This is a genomic window from Frankia sp. R43, from assembly GCF_001306465.1.
Classification (GTDB): Bacteria; Actinomycetota; Actinomycetes; order Frankiales; family Frankiaceae; genus Parafrankia; species Parafrankia irregularis.
Genome location: NZ_LFCW01000001.1, coordinates 803,026 through 820,558, shown reverse-complemented (window position 1 = coordinate 820,558; position 17,533 = coordinate 803,026). Strand labels below are relative to the sequence as shown.

Sequence of the window (17,533 nt, the reverse complement as noted above, 5' to 3'; positions counted from 1 at the left end):
CGGCCGGCCCTTCGGCCGCGCCGCGCGGGTCGGCTGCGGATGGATTCCCGTTGGGCGGGCGGTTATGAACGGGCCGGGCCTGGAACGCGGGGCCGGGCCGGGAACGCTGGCCGCGCCGGAAACACTCAGGAACGGTCAGGAACGCGGGTCGAGGTGAAGTGCTTCCTCTTCGGCGGTACGCCGCCACGCCTCGTCATCGGCTGGTCGGTGGCGGCGGTGGGCACCGTCACTGCTCTCGACAACCTGGTCCGAGTTCGTGTCGTCGAACGCCGCGATGTTCGACGAACCTTCGGCGAAGAAATCGCTGTCGTCCGCGCCGGCATCGCCACTTTCCGACTCGGCGTATGGATCAGGGTCAGGGACCTCGGCGGCAAGCTGACGATCAAAGGACGACGAACGCTCTTCCCTCGGCGTGATCGGATTGCGAACCAGTCCGCTCGGCGTGTCCGGCGGATCCCAGCTGTCGTCGAGCGGGTCGAGACCCGCGTCGGTCGACCCGAGGTCGTCGCTGTCGGTGATCTCGGCGCGTTCCAGCGGTGAGTTGCTGTCCAGGTCAAGGACGTCGAGGTCCGGCTGGATGTCCGAGGCGGGCCATGTCATCGCTGCCTCCTGTTCCGGTGCGAACGGCCGAGCTGATGCGGCGTGAACGCTTGCGGACGGCCAGACCGCTGGTGCTTCGGACCCGGGGTGCGCTGGCCGGTCTCGACCTTGGGCGTTCCCGGGACCGACCGGGCTAACCGGGCCACCCACGCAGTACCGCTGGTCTTACGCACCCCCGATGCGGGAAGGAGCGGGGATAACGTATAGCGTCCCCAAATGTGGCTACTGTTGCTTACCGGATTCTCGAGCAGCTCGCGCTGATTCCCGACGGACTGGATGACGGCTCGCTGGCCGCGGCGATCAGCGCGAATCGTGCAACGGTGAACCAGGCATGCCGGCGTCTCGCTGCGCAGGGCAAGTTGGACCGGGGCCCCGGTCCCGGCGGCCTGATCCTCAACCGGCTGCTGGTGACGCCGACCGCGGAGCCGGACGTCGCGGTGGCCGAGCCGGACGTCGCATCGGCCGAGCCGGGCGCGGTGGCTGAGCCGGACGTAGCTTTGGCCGAGCCGGACGTGGTGGCCGTGAGCGCGCCCGTGCCGGTGGGCGCGGCGCAGACAGCGGTGTCGGCGGAGCCCTTCGAGGCGCTACCGGTAGCAGCGCAGGCCAGTGACCTGCCCGTGGCTCAACCCGAGCCGGCGACTGGTGCGGAGCCGGCCTCGTCCCAGGTCGCTGTGCCGAGCGCGCGTGTGTCCGAGGAGTCCCTCGCCGACGAGGCGGCAGCGGAGCCCGTCGAGGTGCTCGAGCCGGTCGAGGACGTGGTGCTGGTCGAGGACGTGGTGTTGGTCGAGGAGGCCGTGTCCGTCGAGGACGTGGTCCCGGTCGACGAGGTGCCGTCCGAGGATGTCGCGCCCGTCGAGAGCGTGGTGCTGGTCGAGAGCGTGGTGTTGGTCGAGGAGGCCGTGTCCGTCGAGGACGTGGTCCCGGTCGACGAGGTGCCGTCCGAGGATGTCGCGCCCGTCGAGAGCGTCGTGCCCGTCGAGGACTCGGCCCCGGTCGATCAGGTGCCGGTTGACGAGGTGCCGGTCAGTGAGGCCGCGGCGGCCTCGAACGCGCTCGTCGCCGCAGTCGAGGCCGCCGTGGCCCCCTCCATCGAGGCGGTCTCCCAGGCGGCGCTCGTACGGGATGGGGCCACCGGCGGGGAGACACCGCAGGGTGTGGACGCGGTTCTGGCGCTCGGGCAGGTGATCGCGGCGATCGACGAGACGGTGGCGGCGATCACGGCCACCACCACGGCCGCGGGCCGCGGCGCCCCCGTCCCGGAGGCCGCCCCCGTGTCGGTTCCGCCGCCCGCGCCGACCGAACCCGCCGGTGACGTGCTGTCATCGGGCCGGGCCGCTGATGCCGACGGTGACACGGGGAACGGCGACGCCGTAGACGGTGAGCTGGCCCTGGGCGCGAGTGCGGGTGGCGATCGGGCACCGTTGGCGGAATCCGCGGTCGTGGTCGCGGAGCCCCCGATCAGTGATGAGGATCTCACCGCTGGCGTGAGTGCGGAGGATGCCGGTGGCCCGGCTGCTCCGCCGGTTCGTCGTACGTGGTGGCGTCGGTTGTTCGTGCGGGGCGCTGGACGAGCCTGACGGCAGGTAGCGGTCCTGTTGCCGACAGCGTCGTCGCTGTCGGTAGCCTGACCGGCGAGGCCCGCGCAGAGCTGGTGGCGTGTGAGCGCCGCCGACCTATCAGAGGAGTGCAATTCATGCGAGCGAGAGCGCTCGTCGCCGGGGTCGTGCTGTCCTCCCTGGCGCTCGTCGCCTGCGGCAGCCGTGCGGGTGACTCGGCTCCGTCCGGCGAAGGTACGCAGACCGGTGCTGCTTCGGCCAACACCGCGTCCGACACCGGTGTGACGCCCACCGAGATCAAGATCGGCAACATCACCGGCATGAGCGGTGGCCTGGGGCCGGAGACGTTCTCGGCGTCCCTCTACGGCGCACGCGCCTATTTCGAGGCGCTCAACGCCAAGGGTGGCGTCAACGGGCGCAAGGTGACCCTGGTGTCGTGCGATGACAAGAGCACCGGCGACGACAACGTCGCCTGCGCGCACAAGCTGGTCGACGACGAGAAGGTGTTCGCCCTCGCCGGTGTGACGGCCTTCGACTACGCCGGCGGCCAGTACATCAACTCCGAGGGCGTGCCGGACATCGGCGGCCAGCCGGTGGGTGTCCAGTACGACCAGTACCCGCACCTGTACTCGATCTACGGCAGCGACTACCCGCGGGACGGCCGCCGGCCCGGCTTCGACGGCAACCTGTACGGCGGCACCGAGGAGTACCGCTGGTACAAGGAGAAGCTCGGCGCGACCACGGCGGCGGTGGTCTACTACAGCATCGCCCAGTCCGAGCGGTACGCGACGAAGATCGCCAACGGCCTGCGGGCCGAGGGTTACAAGGTGGTCGAGGAGCCGATCAACCTCGCCGCGCCCAACTGGGACTCGGTCGCGCAGCACATGAAGCAGCAGGGCGTCCAGATCGTGTTCGACGCGATGGAGGACACCGGCAACGCCAAGCTCTGCGAGTCGATGGAGCGCCAGGGCGTCCCGCTGAAGGCGAAGGTGACCACCGCGCAGGGCATGTCGAGCTCGGTCGGCACGCTCTACGCCAACTCGCCGCAGTGCCGCAACCTCGTCTACGCGACGACCCAGTCGGCGACCTTCTCGGACGCCTCGATCCCGGCGGTCAAGGCGTTCCAGGACGCAGTCGCGACGTACGAGCCGGAAAGCGTCGCGAAGATGAACCAGTGGATGCTCGAGGGCTATGCCTCCGCGCAGTGGCTGACCGACGCGATGGCGTCCTGCGGGGCGAACCTGACCCGCGAGTGCGTCGAGACGTACATGAACCGCAACGAGCCGTACACCGGCAACGGGCTGCTCACGGCTCGTGACTTCGTCAAGGACCAGCAGCCGCCGGCCGAGTCGAAGAACTGCCTCAATGTGGCTCGTTGGCAGGACACCGCCAACGGTGGCAAGGGCGGTTGGTTGACGCAAAGTGGCGACATGAACACCAACTGCTACACGGTCAAGAATCTGCCCTACCCGGCAGCCTGAACCTGACGCGGCGTGTGCCGGAGCCCGATCCGGGCCCGGCACACGCCGCTACGGCGCCGGCCCCACCGGGCTGCTGTTGCTGAAGCGCAGGAGTTGAGGATCGTGGTTGTCGGAACGACCAGAATGCCCAACTCTTCGGGGCGCGGCTCCGAGACGCGGTCGGGCATGTTGTCGCTGCCGGGCAAGATCTGAGGATTTTTGTCGTGAGCACGACCAGGATCCTCAGATCTTGTCAGAGGCCAGGCCTGCAGCCTGAGGCCTGAGCCTCAGGCTGAGTGACTGCTGGCGCCCTTCGGCCCTAGGGAGCGCTGGCGGCCAGCAGCTCGCTGGCGCCGAGCTCGGCCGGCGTACCGGCGAAGGTGATCTCGCCGCGATGCAGGACGTACACCATGTCGGCCAGGGCGAGCGCCTCCTCGGTGTACTGGTCGGCGAGGATCACGGTCGTACCCGCGTCGGCGACCGTCCCGAGCCAGGCGAACAGCTCGCTCGCGACCTTCGGGGAAAGACCCAGCGACAGCTCGTCCACCATGAGTACCGACGGGCGGGCGAGCAGCGCGCGGGCGAGGGCCAGCATGCGCCGCTCACCGCCGGACATGGAGCCGGCCCGCTGGCTCAGGCGCTCCTGTAGCCGGGGGAACGCCTCCAGCGCGGGGGTGATGTCGGGGTGACCGCTGGCCTCGGCGATGATCTGCAGGTTGTCGCGGACGGACAGGGTCGCGAACACGGCCCGCTCGTCCGGGACGAGCATCAGCCCACGCTTCGCCCGGTTCGTCGTGGTCATCTTCGTGATCTGCTCACCGCGCCAGGTCAGCGAGCCGCCGCGCAGGGGGATGAGCCCGGCGATGGTGCGCAGCGTCGTGCTCTTGCCGGCACCGTTCGCGCCGAGCAGCGCGGTCACCGCCCCCGAGGGGATGGCCATGTCGATGCCGTGCAGGACCTCGATGGTGCGGTAGCCGGCCCGGGCGTTCTCCAGCCGCAGCTCGACGGCGGGCAGGCCCGCTTCGGCCGTGGGCGCGCCGTTCGGGTCGACGGCCGTGTGGGTGTCGCCGATCGCGGCGGGGTTGGCGGTCAACGAAGCTCTCCAGACGACACGGCCACGGCGGGCGGACCGCCGGTCGGCGGGCTGTCCGCGGGCGGTCCGCCCCCTGACGGCCCGCCCGACGGCGAGGCACCCGTGTTCTTCGAGGTCAGCGGACCCTGCGCCAGGTACACCGACTGCACGGTCGGGTCCGCGCGCACGGCCGCGGGTGCGCCTTCCGCCACGACCCGGCCGCCGACCATGGCATACACCCGGTCGACGACCTTGAAGACGAGGTCGACGTCGTGGTCGACGAGCAGGATCGCCACTCCGTCGTCGGCGATCCGGCGGACCAGCGCCGAGAACCGTTCGGTCTCGGCCGCGTCCAGCCCGCTGGCGGGCTCGTCGAGGAGCAGCACGTCGGGGCGTGCGCACAGGGCGCGGGCGAACTCGACGAGCCGCAGCGCACCGGTCGGCAGGGTGCCGGCGATGCTCTCCCGGACGTCTTCCAGCTGCAGGGAGGTCAGGACGTCGTCGACGATCTGCAGCGCGCCGCTGCGCCCGCGTGCCCTGAACCCGAGCAGGTCGCCGGCGTAGTCGCGGCGCCGGTTCTCGGCGGCGACGAGCAGGTTGTCCGCCACGGTGAGGCTGGGGAACAGCGACGGCACCTGGAAGGTCTGCACCAGCCCGCGTCGGGACCGGGCGTCCGGGCTCATCCTGGTGATGTTGCGCTGGCCGAGGAGGACCTTGCCCTCGTCGGGCTGCTCCACCCCGGTGAGCAGGCTGAACAGGGTGGACTTGCCGGCGCCGTTCGGTCCGATGAGGCCGGTGATCTGGCCGCTGGGGACGTCCATGTCGACGTCCTCGACGGCGGTGAGGCCGCCGTAGCGGCGGACGAGGCCACGCGCCGACAGGTCGTTGCGGCTCATCAGGCACCCCTCTCAACCGGAACTGCGGGCAGGTGTGGCCGCGGCCCGGAGAGGCCCTGGCGTTCGACGGAGTCCGCCTCGCCCGCCCGCGCGCTGGGGAGCATGTCGAGGGTCAGCCCGCTGCGGGCCGTGTGGTTCGCGACCGCGATGAGCAGCGTCTCGCCGAGCGGGGTGGGCCTGGGCGCACCGGCGGGCAGCACGATCCGAATGCTGTCGCCGGACCCGCCGGACCCGCCGGACGCGCTGGATCCGGCGGCCCCGTGCCGGGTGGCGCCGGCCGCGCCGGCTATGCCCGGCACGGCCCCGCCGGCCCGGGTCAGCCGGTTGGCCGCGGCGTGGGTGGTGTGCGCCGAGGGCACGAACTCGTCCGCCAGCACCCGGGCGACCCACGCGATGCCGCCCCGGACCGCGGAGGCGAGCCCGCCTGGCAGCCAGCCGAGCGAGAGCGCGAGGATGCCGACCGCGAGGATCGACGAGCCGGCCGGGGCGAGCACGTCGATGGCGACGATGAAGCCGGCCGCGATGATGGCGCCGGCGGCGCTGTCCGCGCCGAAGACGACCACCGCCGTGAACCACAGCAGGCTCTGCATCGGGGCGAAGTCGTCGGTGGAGAACGACGACGCGCTGAAGGTGAGCAGCGCGCCGCCGAGGCCGGCCACCGCCGAGGAGATGGTGAAGGCGAGCAGCTTGAGGCTGCGGACGTCCACACCGACCGCCGCGGCACCCTCGGAGTGGTCACGTACCGCCAGCAGCGCCCGGCCGATCCGGCCATGGTGCAGGCTGCGGACGACCAGCAGGCCGAGGCCGAGGCAGAACAGCTCGAAGAGGTAGAAGGCCTTGTCGCCCAGCTCGGCGCCGAAGAGCTCCAGCGGGTCCACGTACAGGCCGGAGGCGAAGTCCGGCTGCTCGAAGACGAAGCGGCTCACGACCGCGCCGACGGCGAAGGTCGTCAGCGCCAGGACCAGGCCGCGCCGGCGGATGGCCGGCCAGCCGGTGATCAGTCCGATCGGTGCGACCATGATCGCGCCGAGGAACATGGCCCAGATGCCGGGGACGGCCGGCAGGCCGAACAGGTCACCGTTGGCGAGCTTCAGGGTGAACAGGGAGCCCAGCCCCGCGTAGCCGGCGACGCCGAGGGAGAGCTGGCCGCTGTACCCGGTGAGGATCACCAGCGACAGGAAGATCAGTGCCAGCGCCGGGACCATGAACGCCGAGCGCAGGTCGGCCGGGGCGAAGGTCATCGGCGCCATCAGCAGCGCGGCGCCGCCGAGCTTGCCGAGGACGTCGCGGCGGGCCTCATCCCGGCTCACCGGGCCCGACGGCGGCGCGCCCCGGCTGGAGAAGCTCCCGGTGGAGCCCGAGTCGCCGTTGCCGAGCTCGCGCAGCCTGGGCACGACGAGGAGCAGGACCAGCAGCATGACGATGAACAGGTTCGACTGCAGGACGGTGAGGACCGTTCCCGCGTCGCCGTCCAGGGTGACCTGCTTGAGCTCGCTCTGCGCGACGGCGATCCCGAGTGCGGTGAGCACCGCCACCGGCAGGCTCGCCAGCCGGGCGGCCACCACGACCGCGAACGTCTCCAGGACCAGCAGGGTCAGACCGTAGGGGGTGAGCCGGAACTGCGGCGCCAGCAGGATGCCGGTGAGCCCGGCCATCGTGGTGCCCAGCGCCCAGCCGGCCGCCGCCACCTTGTCCGCGGGCACCCCGGAGAGCTCGGCGAGCTGCCGGTCGTCGACGACGGCCCGCACCTGGCGGCCGAACTTCGTCTTCGCGCCGAGGATGCCGAGGACGACGCAGAACACGACGACCATCGCCAGCTCGGCGAGGGCGTCCACGCCGACCCGGGTGTCACCGATCTTGACGGTGTCCGCAGGGAAGATGCTCGGTGCGTCGCCGCGGGAGCCGAGGCCCCAGATGCCCGCGGTCATACCGAGGGTGAGCACGAGGACGCCGAGGCTGGCGACCAGCGACTCCGCGGCCGAGGCACGGCGGCGGGCCAGCGGGCGGAAGACGAGCCGTTCCAGCAGCAGGCCGATGCCGGGGGAGAGCACCGCGAGCGCGAGGACCGCGGCCAGCCAGATCGGCAGGCCCCACTCGACGACCATCTCGCGGAACACATAGGCGACCAGGGTGGCGATGCCGCCCTGGGCGAAGTTGAGAACGCCGTTGGTCCGGTAGGTGACCAGCACGCCGATACCGGACAGGGCCGCGATCGCCCCGAGCGAGATGGCGGTGAGCGCGAGATCGATACTGGTCATCCGCTCACTCCGCGGGAGGTGCCGGGGACGGGCCGGTCAGCGGCCCCGCGCCCGGGTCGACGGTGCCCATGGTGTCGTCCGGGGCCGGCTCAGAACCGCTGGCCGGAGACGGCCGCGGAGGCGGAGCTCGTCTGGGCCACGAACGGCTGGCCCGGTGCGCCGTGGCCCGGGACGTCGTGCCCCTGGGCGGCGGGCGCGGGTACGTCGGCGGCCTCGGAGTCGGCCGCTCCGCTGGCCGCGGCGGCGATGATCAGGGTGTGCAGGTCGTCGACCTGGCCGGCGAGCCGGTTCTGCGTGGCCTGGTTGGCGTCCACCCGGTCGGCGACCAGCAGGGCGCTGCCCACGAGGACCAGCGCCAGGCCGCCGAAGCCGCCCGACACCACATACGGGAGCTGGTACGCGACGTCCGTCTCCTTGGAGACGCCCAGGTAGCAGCCGAGGAGAAGAACGCCGCCGGCTGCGGCGACCACCCATCCCCGCAGCGCTCGCACGACATCGACGACGAGGCGCGACGTCGGTCGCGCTCCGCCGGCGGCAGCGGTCTGCTCGTCCACTTTCGTCTCCCCCAAGGAGCGTCTCGGCTGTGCCCGTCGGCCCCCGATTCACTGCGAGGCACGTCGAACGTGCCTCGCAGTGCGGTGAATCCCCGACGACAGCCGCCAGATTAGTGTGCTCAGCTCACCAGGTGGAGTGTCAGGTTGCGCGAGGGCAGTTCCCGGCCAGGCAGGACCGGGCACGAGGCAGCCGTGATGGATGCCTCCCTGGAAGGATATGACCTGCTTTATAACGTCTTGTCATGCCCTGCCGGGCCACGCTTTGGTCGGCAATCTGTCACGTTGCGTTGGAAAAAATTCTCCTGGCGGAGGGCAGTCCGTGTGCCACCCATGGTGAGGGTGGCCGGAAAGTGGTGGCCCGAGATCGTCTGGTGGCCCGAGATCGTCACCGCTCGATGCGGGCGGCGTCGGTGCGAGCGGTGTGCGCGCCCTCCGCGAGGACACCGTCCGCGACGAAACCGTCCGCGTACTCGGTCGACTGCCGGGGGTGCGGCGGCGCGAAGACCGGAGCCCGCACCGCGGCACAGCGCCCCGCGGCGAGCAGGTCCGTCTCGGCGTCGACGTGAGCCTCGGACTGGACCTGGGCATGGGTGCCGGTGCTGGCCGGGGCGCCCGGGTTCGATGCGCCGGCCCCCACCGGCTCGCAGCGGTCCGCCCACACCCTGCGCCGGCTGGAGGTGGACCGGTCCTCCACCTCCAGCGGAGTCGGCACGCCGTTCAGGACGGCCTGCAGGTGGGCCCACTCGTGGGCGCGTTCCCAGCTCGGGAACGCCCCCAGATGCTCGCCCTCGTAGTCATAGACGTGGAAGGGACGACCCACCGCTGCCCTCTCCTTCGGTCGGCTCGACTTCGTCGGCTCGGCTTTGGTCGGCTCATCGTTTCACGCCGGCCCGGGCCGATCGGGCATACCGACGAAACCCGCGCCGGGCAATCGGACGGGTCGGACGGTCAGGTGCTCAGGTGCTCGGCTGCTGAGGTGCTCAGGTGCCGATCGGGACGTCCGCCCGGCCGACCGGGACCGATTCGAGCACGGCGGTGGAGCGCCAGGCGTCCGCGACGATCCGCTCGATGGTCGAGGAGGGTGAGTTCCACCCGAGCTCGGCGCGGATCCGCGTGCTGTCGGCGATGAGCGCCCGCGGTTCGGGCACCGCGGGCAGGGTCACCCGCGGGACGTCCCGCCCCGTCACGCTCTCCACCGTCGCCAGCACGTCGGACACGCTCACCCCGACGCCGGAGCCGACGTTGTACACCGTGCACTGGCCGGGCACGACCGCGCGCAGTGCCGTCAGATAGGCCCGGGCCATGTCGACCACGTGCACGTACTCACGGATCGACGCGCCGTCGCCGTTCACCCGGAAGGCGTCCCGCCGCCCGGAGGCCACCCCGAGCGCGGCCGGGATGATCCGGCTGCTGTCGCGGTCGGAGTGCGAACCGACCGCACCGGCCACGTTGAACGAGCGCAGCACGATCGCGCCGAGCCGCCCGGTCGCGGCCTGATAGGCCACGGCCTGCTCGGCCGCCAGTTTTGAAGCTCCGTAGGGACTGGTCGGCGCGGCGGCGCGGGTCTCCGGGATCGGTGAGGTTCCACCGTCCCCGTAGACGGCGCAGCTGGAGCCGAACACGAACCGGGGGGCCACGCCGGTCGCCCGAGTGCCCGCATCGAGGGCCGCGAGCAGGTTGATCGTTCCGGTGACGTTCGCGGCGAAGTACCGCAGCGGCGTCTCGCGGGATTCCCGCACCCGGGTCAACGCGGCCAGATGGCACACCCCGTCGAACCCGCGGCTGACGCCGGCCGCGGCTAGCTGACGCGGTTCGAGGAGGTCCGCCTGGACCACCTCGACCATCCGCGACAGCCGCGACCGCGCTGTCGCGTCCCGAACGAGGGCGGTGACCTGGTGGCCGGCGGCGCAGAGCAGGTCGGCGGTCACACCGCCGACGAACCCCGAGGCGCCGGTGACGAGGATGCGCACAGCGGCCTGATCAGACCGCTGCCCGCGAGCGCAGGCCTGGCAGCAGGGTCTCCCGGTGCCGCCAGGCGAGCTCCAGGCAGGCCGCGGCGGACGGAGCGAGCGGCTCGGTGTCCACCAGCCGGCGCAGCGAGGCCTGGGTGAAGGGGATTCCCTCATGCGCCTGGCGGCCCGGTCCGGTCGACACGACCGATCCCTCGGCGTTGGTGCGGACCATGTCCGCGAACAGCGAGTCGAACGTGTCGGCCTCCACGACGAGGACGGTGAGGATTTCACCGAACAGCGTCAGGGCGTCCAGGCCCATCCCGAAGCAGAAGACCCGCAGGCCACCGGCCCGGCGCGCCTGTTCGAAGGAGCGGAACGGCTCGTCGTTGTCGTAGTCGATCGGCCGGGACGAGCTGCCGTCGTGCTCGGCGTTGCCGAGCAGCTCCTCGCTGAGCTCGCGCATGACGTTGCGCCACAGGTCGAAGTCGGCGTCGTGGTGGAACGGCGTGATGCCGGACGGCTGGAACACCCCGGCGGGCAGCACGTGGTAGACCCCGCCCGCGGTCGCCACCGAGCCGGCGCTGCGGCGGTGCAGCACGAAGCTGGCGCTGCCCCGGTCGAGGCGGATGGTCAGGGTGTTGATGGACGGCAGCGCGACGCGGCCGGCCAGGTCGAACGGGTCGCCGATGCGGCGGCGGAACGGCAGCGCGGGCCAGGCCAGCTCGCCGCCCATCATGGCCGCGGCGGTCTCGTGCGCCACGGTCTCGCAGACGTCGACCGCGTCGAAGTAGGTGGTGTGCCCGAACGTGAGGGTCGGGGCGGCGCCGGCGGTCTCCGCGACGTCCAGCAGGCGGAAGCTCAGCCGGTTCTCGAAGAGGGTCGGCCGGTCGAGGTCGCGCATCGCCCGGGTGTAGCGCTGGTAGCGGGACTGCGCGCCACCGTCGCCGACCAGCGGGCGGGTCGCGTCGGCCTCGGGCTCGGCACCGGTGAGCGCCGGCTCACCGGCCGCCTCCTCCCAGCGCAGGCCGATGTCGTTGATGTCGACCGGGGTGTCCCACACCCAGCCGGGGCGGGCGAGCAGGCCGTTGCCGAGGCGGTAGGTCTCCGGGTACAGCCGCGCGGCGGCGCGCGCCAGGCTGATCCGGTGGTGGTTCAGGTGGTCGCGGGTGAGCCGCCAGGCACGCTGGCTGCCGGCCACCTTCTCTACTGTCGAGCCGCGCGGTGGCTCACGACGCCGGTCGGCCAGACCGCCGGGGGCGAGTCCGACGTCCTCGGGTGACAGTCCGAGGTTGCGGGCGATGTGGCGCAGCGTGGAGATGTCGTGGATCGCCCGCCGACCGCTCTCGACCTTCGACACATAGGACTGGTCGAAGCCGAGAAGGTCGGCGAGTTGCTGCTGGGTCAGGCCATGGGCCTGCCGGTACGCCCGTAGCAGCGACCCGATTCCAACACTTGTTGGAGTCGGCCGCGGTGGGGTCCACAGCCAGGTTTGTCCAGTCACCCGCTGTCCTCTCGTCCGGCGTCGGAGTAACGCGAAGTGAGCATAACGAGTCAGGCATGTAGGGGCGTGAACACATAAATCGAACTGTGCGCATTATCCATCATTTATAGCGCACTGCGACGCCGCCGATACCTGCTGTTATTGGGGTGGGGACGGGGTGAACTCGCAGTGCGACGTTCCGGCGCGGGACCGGGTGATCGTGGTGGAAACCCCGGGGTGCCACGTCTTGGCCATTGGGCGCACTTCTGGAGTCTTTCGGCCCCTCGGCTGGTGATCACCGATTGGCGGCCCCGTCCGCCAGATCAAGGAAAACCACCACGATGATCAGTACAAACACCCAGCGCAGCAGGCCCATTCGCCCCCAGACCTCACGGACGAGGCTCCCTCCCGCGCGACGCCCGGCGACCAGCAGGGCGAGCAGCGCACCGCCGACAACCACGAGGAAAACCCCGGCATAGCTTCGGTCCACGCGCACGACGATCTCACGGACCGGGGGTTCTTGGGACAGTAACTAAGTGGGTACCGGCCAGATCGCGCGTAACAGGCCGATCCCAGGCCCTGGTTGCGCTTCGGGGCGCCTTGATGGGGCGATCCTGGTTACGCTCCGTTAACGAGACCTGTGTCGTGAATCACATAGCCTGAGGAGTGTTTCGAGCCGCTCTCAGGCATACCCGGCCGTGTTGCTGGGTATGCCAGGGCGCGCACTCCAGGTGCAGCCTCCGGTGCCGCGGTCGGCGGCCTGGCCGGCGCCCGGCGCGGCGGCTCGCGGCCCGGTCGAGATGTGGTGCGCTAGGCGGCTCTCGTCCCTAACCTGGTCCGGATGTCCACGGTCCCGACCCCCACGGCCCCGACGTCCTCGGCTCCGCAGTCCACGGCCCCGGCGCCGACAGGCCCCGCGTCCACGGTCCCGATGCCCGCGGTCCCGACGTCTGCCACGTCTGCGGTTCCGACGCCCACGGTTCCGACGTCCACGGCGTTGCTGACCGACCACTACGAGCTGACCATGCTGCAGGCGGCCCTGCGCTCGGGCATGGCCGGCCGCCGGGCGGTCTTCGAGGTCTTCACCCGCTCCCTGCCGCCCGGCCGCCGCTTCGGCGTCCTCGCCGGGACGGGCCGCCTGCTCGCCGCCATCGAACAGTTCCGGTTCGGTCCGCAGGAGACAGAGCACCTGCGGTCCACCGGCGTCGTCGACGACCGGACCGTCGACTGGCTGGCCGGCTACCGGTTCGGCGGCGACATCCACGGATTCGCGGAGGGGGAGCCCTTCCTGCCGGGAACCCCTGTCCTGGTGGTGGAGGGCACGTTCGCCGAGTGTGTTCTGCTGGAGACGCTCGTGCTGTCCGTGCTCAACCACGACAGCGCGGTCGCGGCGGCCGGCGCCCGCATGGTCGCCGCCGCGGGAGACCGGCCCTGCCTGGAGATGGGTGGCCGGCGCACCCACGAGCAGGCCGCGGTGGCAGCGGCCCGCGCGGCCTACATCGTCGGGTTCGCCGGGACGTCCAACCTGGAGGCGGCGCGCGGCTACGGCGTGCCCAGCGCCGGGACCAGCGCGCATGCCTTCACCCTGGTCCACGACGACGAGGCGGCCGCCTTCGCCGCCCAGGTGGCCGCGCTCGGCGCCGGCACCACGCTGCTGGTGGACACCTACGACATCACCACCGGCATCGCGAACGCGGTGGCTGCCGCGGGCACCGGCCTCGGCGCGATCCGGATCGACAGCGGTGACCTGGCCGCCGGCGCCCGCGCCGCCCGGGCCCAGCTCGACGCGCTCGGTGCGGTGGCGACCCGCATCGTCGTCACCGGCGATCTGGACGAGCACGCGATCGCCCGCCTGGCCGCGGCGCCGGTCGACAGCTACGGGGTGGGCACTCACCTGGTGACCGGCTCGGGCGCGCCCACCGCCGGCTTCGTCTACAAGCTGGTCGAGGCCGATGGCCGCCCGGTGGCCAAGACCTCGATCGGCAAAGGCACCCGTGGCGGGCGCAAGGAGATCGTGCGCCGTTTCGGCCCGGACGGATCGGCGGTCGCCGACGTCATCATCCCGGGCGGCGAATGGCCGGGAGCGGCCCGGGCCCGCGGCGGGGCTCCCGCGGATGCCGTGGATCCCGCGGCCCGAGCAGCCCCCGCGGACCGGCCGCTGCTCGTGCCGCTGATGCGGGCCGGCGCGGTGGTGGCCGAGACCCTGGTCGGCGCGGCCGGTGTCACCCGCGCCCGGGAGCATCACCGGGCGGCACTGGCGTCACTGCCGGCCTCGGCCAGGGACGTCCGCTACGGGCAGCCATGCCTGCCGGTAGTCGTCGCGGGCGATGGAACCCGACCCGTTTCCTGACGGACAGCAAGAGTCGAGGATCTTCGTACCTCACGGGCAGCAAGAGTTGAGGATTCGGGTCATTGCGGCGACCATGATCCTCGGATCTTGCCCGGCAGCAACGCCGGTTGCGTTGGCAGCTTGGGCCCAGCACGCAGTCGGAGGGTCGCCGGGGTGGCACGCCACCGCTGCGGCCAGACTTGCCCGGTGGCCACGAACCCGCCGTCGAACGCCGCGATTCCGGCTGCCGCCGCGATTCCGGCTGTCGCCGTGAGCGTCGACGTCGTGCTGCTGACCCTGCGGTCGGGGCGGCTGTGCGTCCTCGTCAGCCAGCGGGCCACCGAGCCCTTCTGCGGATCCTGGGCGCTGCCGGGCGGGTTCGTGGCAGCCGACGAGGATCTCGACTCCTCGGCGCGGCGCCAGCTCGCCGAGGAGACCGGGGTGACGACCACCGGCCACCTCGAACAGCTGCGCACCTACGGCTGCCCGCACCGGGACCCGCGCACCAGGGTGGTCAGCGTCGCCTACCTCGCGCTGCTGCCGAACCTTCCGCAGCCCACCACCGGGCGGGACGGGCAGCACGCCCGGTGGTGGCCGGTCGAGGACCTCGGCTCCGCGGACGGGCCGACCCTGGCCTTCGACCATCCGCAGATCGTGGCGGACGGGGTGGAACGGGCCCGCGGGAAGCTGGAGTACACGCCGCTGGCGGCGGCGTTCTGCGAGGAGCCGTTCACCCTGGCCGACCTGCGCCGGGTGTACGAGGCAGCCTGGGGCGTAGTGCTCGATCCACCCAACTTCCGGCGCAAGGTGCTCTCCACCCCGGGTTTCGTCGTGGCGGTCGGGCAACGGTCCTCCCCGCGGGGCGGCGGCCGCCCGGCCGAGCTGTACCGGCTCGGTTCGGCGACGGCCCTGCACCCGCCACTGCTGCGCCGCTCGGTCTGACCGCCGTTCCGCCCGGTTCTGACGTCCGAACCGGTCGGCCGGGCGATGTTCCGTACTGTTTGTAGTTCTTCGGGTGCGCGGGACGGGAGGGCGCGGCAGTGCGCCTGCGGTCGTGAGCCCGCGGGCGGGAGGGGTAACAATAGACCTCGTGTCCGTCACCGCCGTGTCGCCGGTCGAAGTCGAGGACGTTGAAGACCTCCCCGAGGACGAACGTCTTTGGGTCACCATCGTCTGGAACGATCCGATCAACCTCATGTCGTACGTGACGTACGTCTTCCGCAAGCTTTTCGGCTACAGCGAGCGGAAGGCGACGAAGCTCATGCTGGACGTCCATCACAAGGGCCGGGCGACGGTCACGTCCGGTACCCGCGAGGAGATGGAGGCGGCCGCCGAGCGGCTGCACACCTACGGCCTGTGGGCCACCATCGCGCAGGACTGAGCGTGGCTGCGGGGTTGCCGTCACGTGGGTTCGCGCCCGGATTCGCGGTGCCGGCCCGGGCGGCGGGTGCGGTCCGGGTGGCGGTCGGTGCGGTGGGTGTGGCCGGTGCGGTCGGTGTGACAGCCCGGTGGCTGTGGGCCGTAGGCTGGCGACGGCCGGTGCCGTCGGCCCGGCCTGCGGGTGACCGCGTTCCCCGGCTGGCGGCCATCCGAGCGACGACCCAGGGGTGGATGCGTGTGAACGGTTTCCGGCGGACGAGTGCCGGGATCGAGCTGCGGCTTCCCCGGCTCGAGTCGACGCTGCTCACCGAGCTGCTGGAGCAGGTCGACGGGCTGCTGCAGCCGCCGCCGGTCGACGATCCGCTGGAGGCGCTGGTCGGCCTGCGTGACACCGCGCCCCCACCGCCGGAGGACCCGGCGGTGGCACGGCTGTTGCCCGACCCCTACCCGGACGACCCGATGGCCTCCGGCGACTTCCGCCGCCGCCGGACGGACGAGGCGCTGGCTCACAAACGCGACGCCGCCGCCCGGGTGCTGGCCGCGGTGCCGGCCCCCGGCGACGTCCTGCTGCTCGACGAGGCCGCGGCCCAGGACTGGCTGACGGTGCTCAACGACCTGCGGCTGGTGCTCGGCACCCGGCTCGGGCTCACCGACGACGAGTCGACCGAGGAGCTCGACCGGCTCAGTCCGGACGATCCGCGGCTTCCGATGGCCGCCGTCTACAGCTTCCTGACCGAGCTGCTCGACGAGCTGACGCGGACCCTGCTCTGACCCTGTTCCCGACCTTGCTCTGACCTCGCTCTGACCTCGCTCTGACCTTGCTCTGACCTTGCTCCGGCTCTGGTTCCGGCCCGGCGCCGGCCCTGTTCCGGCCTGCGCTCGTGCGGCGACCGGACCGGAAGTGGGGCGCAGCTCACGCGGCGCCACCTGCTGCAGGCGGGCCGAGGTCAGGTGTGTGTTCGCATGGACGCCCGATCCGGCCCATCCGCGTCGTACGGTTGTCGCGTGCTGCGCATCGACCGAACCCACTACGAGGCGATCGTCGCCCACGCCCGCCGTGACCATCCAGACGAGGCGTGCGGGCTCATCGCCGGTCCCATCGGCTCGGACCGGCCGGAGCGGTTCGTCCCGATGCTCAACGCCGAGCGTTCGCCCACCTACTACCGTTTCGACGACGCGGAGAAGCTCCGGGTCTTCCTGGAGATGGACGATCGCGACGAGGAACCCGTGGTGATCTACCACTCGCACACCGCCACCGAGGCCTACCCGTCGCGGACGGACATCTCACAGGCGAGCATCCCGGATGCGCACTACGTGCTGGCGTCGACGCGGGATCCGGAGACGGCCGAGTTCCGATCCTTCCGGATCGTGGACGGCGAGGTCACTGAGGAGCAGGTGGAAATCCTCTGACCCCGCTGTGACGTTCTCCCAGAGGACGCGACGGCTCGGGCATCCGGTCCGGGGGCCTGCGAGCATGGGCACCCGGCCGAGTCGGATTCCGACGTGTCCGCAAGCAGCTGTCCGGAAGCGGGCAGCAGACGTGTCACGCCGCCCACGGTGGGCGGCTCGCCGCGCGGCGGATCCGCCAGCGGTAACCGAGGAAGGAGCACCATGGCAGTCCAGGTCCGTGTGCCGACGATCCTGCGCAACTACACAGGAGGCGCCAAGCTGGTCGAGGGCACGGGCGACACGCTCGCGGCGCTCTTCCTGGATCTCGAGTCCCGCCACCCGGGCCTGCGCGGCCGGCTGATCGCCAGCGAGGGCGAGGGCGATGGCGAGGCCCAGCTGCACCGCTTCGTGAACATCTACGTCAACGACGAGGACGTCCGCTTCCTCGGCAGCCTCGACGCCAAGATCAGCGACGGCGACAATGTGACCATTCTCCCCGCCGTGGCCGGTGGCTCTGGTGCCTCTGGTGCCTCCGTCGCCTCCGTCGTGGTCTGTGGCTCCACCGGCACCGCCGTGGGCATGCGGCTTCTCTGATCAGGGCGGGCAG

Annotated in this window: 17 protein-coding genes; 8 read left to right on the top strand and 9 right to left on the bottom strand. The window is 71.5% G+C overall.

Features of this window, described 5'->3' with window-relative positions:
• Nucleotides 1–135 precede the first annotated feature (135 nt).
• Nucleotides 136–600: a hypothetical protein gene (locus ACG83_RS02840; RefSeq protein WP_054564578.1), complete on the bottom strand. Its 465-nt coding sequence runs from the start codon at nucleotides 598–600 to the stop codon at nucleotides 136–138.
• A gap of 218 nt (nucleotides 601–818) precedes the next feature.
• Between ACG83_RS02840 and ACG83_RS02835 the strand changes: the two genes are divergently transcribed.
• On the top strand, nucleotides 819–2,177 hold the full coding sequence (locus tag ACG83_RS02835) for a hypothetical protein (RefSeq protein WP_054564577.1): 1,359 nt from the start codon (nucleotides 819–821) through the stop codon (nucleotides 2,175–2,177).
• 116 nt (nucleotides 2,178–2,293) lie between these two features.
• The gene (locus tag ACG83_RS02830; protein ID WP_054564576.1) at nucleotides 2,294–3,637 is read left to right on the top strand and encodes an ABC transporter substrate-binding protein; all 1,344 of its coding nucleotides are present in this window, start codon (nucleotides 2,294–2,296) and stop codon (nucleotides 3,635–3,637) included.
• Between the two features lie 298 nt (nucleotides 3,638–3,935).
• On the opposite strand, the gene ACG83_RS02825 is transcribed toward ACG83_RS02830, so the two are convergent.
• The 8 genes from ACG83_RS02825 to ACG83_RS02790 form a co-directional block, all read right to left on the bottom strand.
• Complete coding sequence (locus ACG83_RS02825; protein WP_054565368.1) at nucleotides 3,936–4,631, bottom strand: ABC transporter ATP-binding protein; 696 nt, start codon at nucleotides 4,629–4,631, stop codon at nucleotides 3,936–3,938.
• 74 nt (nucleotides 4,632–4,705) lie between these two features.
• Nucleotides 4,706–5,584: an ABC transporter ATP-binding protein gene (locus ACG83_RS02820; protein ID WP_054564575.1), complete on the bottom strand. Its 879-nt coding sequence runs from the start codon at nucleotides 5,582–5,584 to the stop codon at nucleotides 4,706–4,708.
• Nucleotides 5,584–7,842 carry an ABC transporter permease gene (locus ACG83_RS02815; protein WP_054564574.1) on the bottom strand — a complete coding sequence of 753 codons (2,259 nt, stop codon included), beginning with the start codon at nucleotides 7,840–7,842 and terminating at the stop codon, nucleotides 5,584–5,586. Before ACG83_RS02815 ends, ACG83_RS02820 begins: the two co-directional genes overlap by 1 nt.
• An 89-nt stretch (nucleotides 7,843–7,931) precedes the next feature.
• A complete protein-coding gene (locus tag ACG83_RS02810) occupies nucleotides 7,932–8,396 on the bottom strand; it encodes a hypothetical protein (RefSeq protein ID WP_054564573.1) in 465 nt (154 codons plus the stop codon).
• 385 nt (nucleotides 8,397–8,781) lie between these two features.
• A complete protein-coding gene (locus ACG83_RS02805) occupies nucleotides 8,782–9,216 on the bottom strand; it encodes a hypothetical protein (protein WP_054564572.1) in 435 nt (144 codons plus the stop codon).
• 160 nt (nucleotides 9,217–9,376) lie between these two features.
• On the bottom strand, nucleotides 9,377–10,366 hold the full coding sequence (locus tag ACG83_RS02800) for an NAD-dependent epimerase/dehydratase family protein (RefSeq protein ID WP_054564571.1): 990 nt from the start codon (nucleotides 10,364–10,366) through the stop codon (nucleotides 9,377–9,379).
• 10 nt (nucleotides 10,367–10,376) lie between these two features.
• Nucleotides 10,377–11,849 carry a helix-turn-helix domain-containing protein gene (locus tag ACG83_RS02795; protein ID WP_054564570.1) on the bottom strand — a complete coding sequence of 491 codons (1,473 nt, stop codon included), beginning with the start codon at nucleotides 11,847–11,849 and terminating at the stop codon, nucleotides 10,377–10,379.
• A 274-nt stretch (nucleotides 11,850–12,123) separates the two neighbouring features.
• Nucleotides 12,124–12,318, bottom strand: coding sequence for a hypothetical protein (locus ACG83_RS02790; protein WP_035953415.1), 195 nt, complete (start codon nucleotides 12,316–12,318; stop codon nucleotides 12,124–12,126).
• A gap of 441 nt (nucleotides 12,319–12,759) precedes the next feature.
• Here ACG83_RS02790 and ACG83_RS02785 point away from each other — a divergent pair, with 441 nt between their 5' ends.
• The 6 genes from ACG83_RS02785 to ACG83_RS02760 all read left to right on the top strand — a co-directional run bounded on the left by ACG83_RS02785 (nucleotide 12,760) and on the right by ACG83_RS02760 (nucleotide 17,520).
• Nucleotides 12,760–14,178: a nicotinate phosphoribosyltransferase gene (locus tag ACG83_RS02785; protein ID WP_054564569.1), complete on the top strand. Its 1,419-nt coding sequence runs from the start codon at nucleotides 12,760–12,762 to the stop codon at nucleotides 14,176–14,178.
• A 186-nt stretch (nucleotides 14,179–14,364) separates the two neighbouring features.
• A complete protein-coding gene (locus tag ACG83_RS02780) occupies nucleotides 14,365–15,099 on the top strand; it encodes an NUDIX domain-containing protein (protein ID WP_054564568.1) in 735 nt (244 codons plus the stop codon).
• 148 nt (nucleotides 15,100–15,247) lie between these two features.
• Complete coding sequence (clpS, locus tag ACG83_RS02775) at nucleotides 15,248–15,538, top strand: ATP-dependent Clp protease adapter ClpS (protein WP_054564567.1); 291 nt, start codon at nucleotides 15,248–15,250, stop codon at nucleotides 15,536–15,538.
• Nucleotides 15,539–15,768: 230 nt separating this feature from the next.
• Nucleotides 15,769–16,308 carry a DUF2017 domain-containing protein gene (locus ACG83_RS02770; protein ID WP_035953419.1) on the top strand — a complete coding sequence of 180 codons (540 nt, stop codon included), beginning with the start codon at nucleotides 15,769–15,771 and terminating at the stop codon, nucleotides 16,306–16,308.
• Nucleotides 16,309–16,542: 234 nt separating this feature from the next.
• On the top strand, nucleotides 16,543–16,947 hold the full coding sequence (locus tag ACG83_RS02765) for a Mov34/MPN/PAD-1 family protein (RefSeq protein ID WP_054564566.1): 405 nt from the start codon (nucleotides 16,543–16,545) through the stop codon (nucleotides 16,945–16,947).
• Nucleotides 16,948–17,148: 201 nt separating this feature from the next.
• Nucleotides 17,149–17,520 (top strand): MoaD/ThiS family protein, encoded by a 372-nt coding sequence (locus ACG83_RS02760; protein ID WP_054564565.1) that lies wholly within the window; start codon nucleotides 17,149–17,151, stop codon nucleotides 17,518–17,520.
• The last annotated feature ends 13 nt before the right edge of the window (nucleotides 17,521–17,533 follow it).

Excerpts from the sequence above, each read along its gene's own strand:
- ACG83_RS02770 (WP_035953419.1), top strand. The coding sequence starts at position 15,769 with ATGCGTGTGAACGGTTTCCGGCGGACGAGTGCCGGGATCGAGCTGCGG.
- ACG83_RS02830 (WP_054564576.1), top strand. The coding sequence starts at position 2,294 with ATGCGAGCGAGAGCGCTCGTCGCCGGGGTCGTGCTGTCCTCCCTGGCG.
- ACG83_RS02815 (WP_054564574.1), bottom strand. The coding sequence starts at position 7,842 with ATGACCAGTATCGATCTCGCGCTCACCGCCATCTCGCTCGGGGCGATC.
- ACG83_RS02785 (WP_054564569.1), top strand. The coding sequence starts at position 12,760 with ATGCCCGCGGTCCCGACGTCTGCCACGTCTGCGGTTCCGACGCCCACG.
- ACG83_RS02840 (WP_054564578.1), bottom strand. The coding sequence starts at position 600 with ATGACATGGCCCGCCTCGGACATCCAGCCGGACCTCGACGTCCTTGAC.
- ACG83_RS02760 (WP_054564565.1), top strand. The coding sequence starts at position 17,149 with ATGGCAGTCCAGGTCCGTGTGCCGACGATCCTGCGCAACTACACAGGA.
- ACG83_RS02820 (WP_054564575.1), bottom strand. The coding sequence starts at position 5,584 with ATGAGCCGCAACGACCTGTCGGCGCGTGGCCTCGTCCGCCGCTACGGC.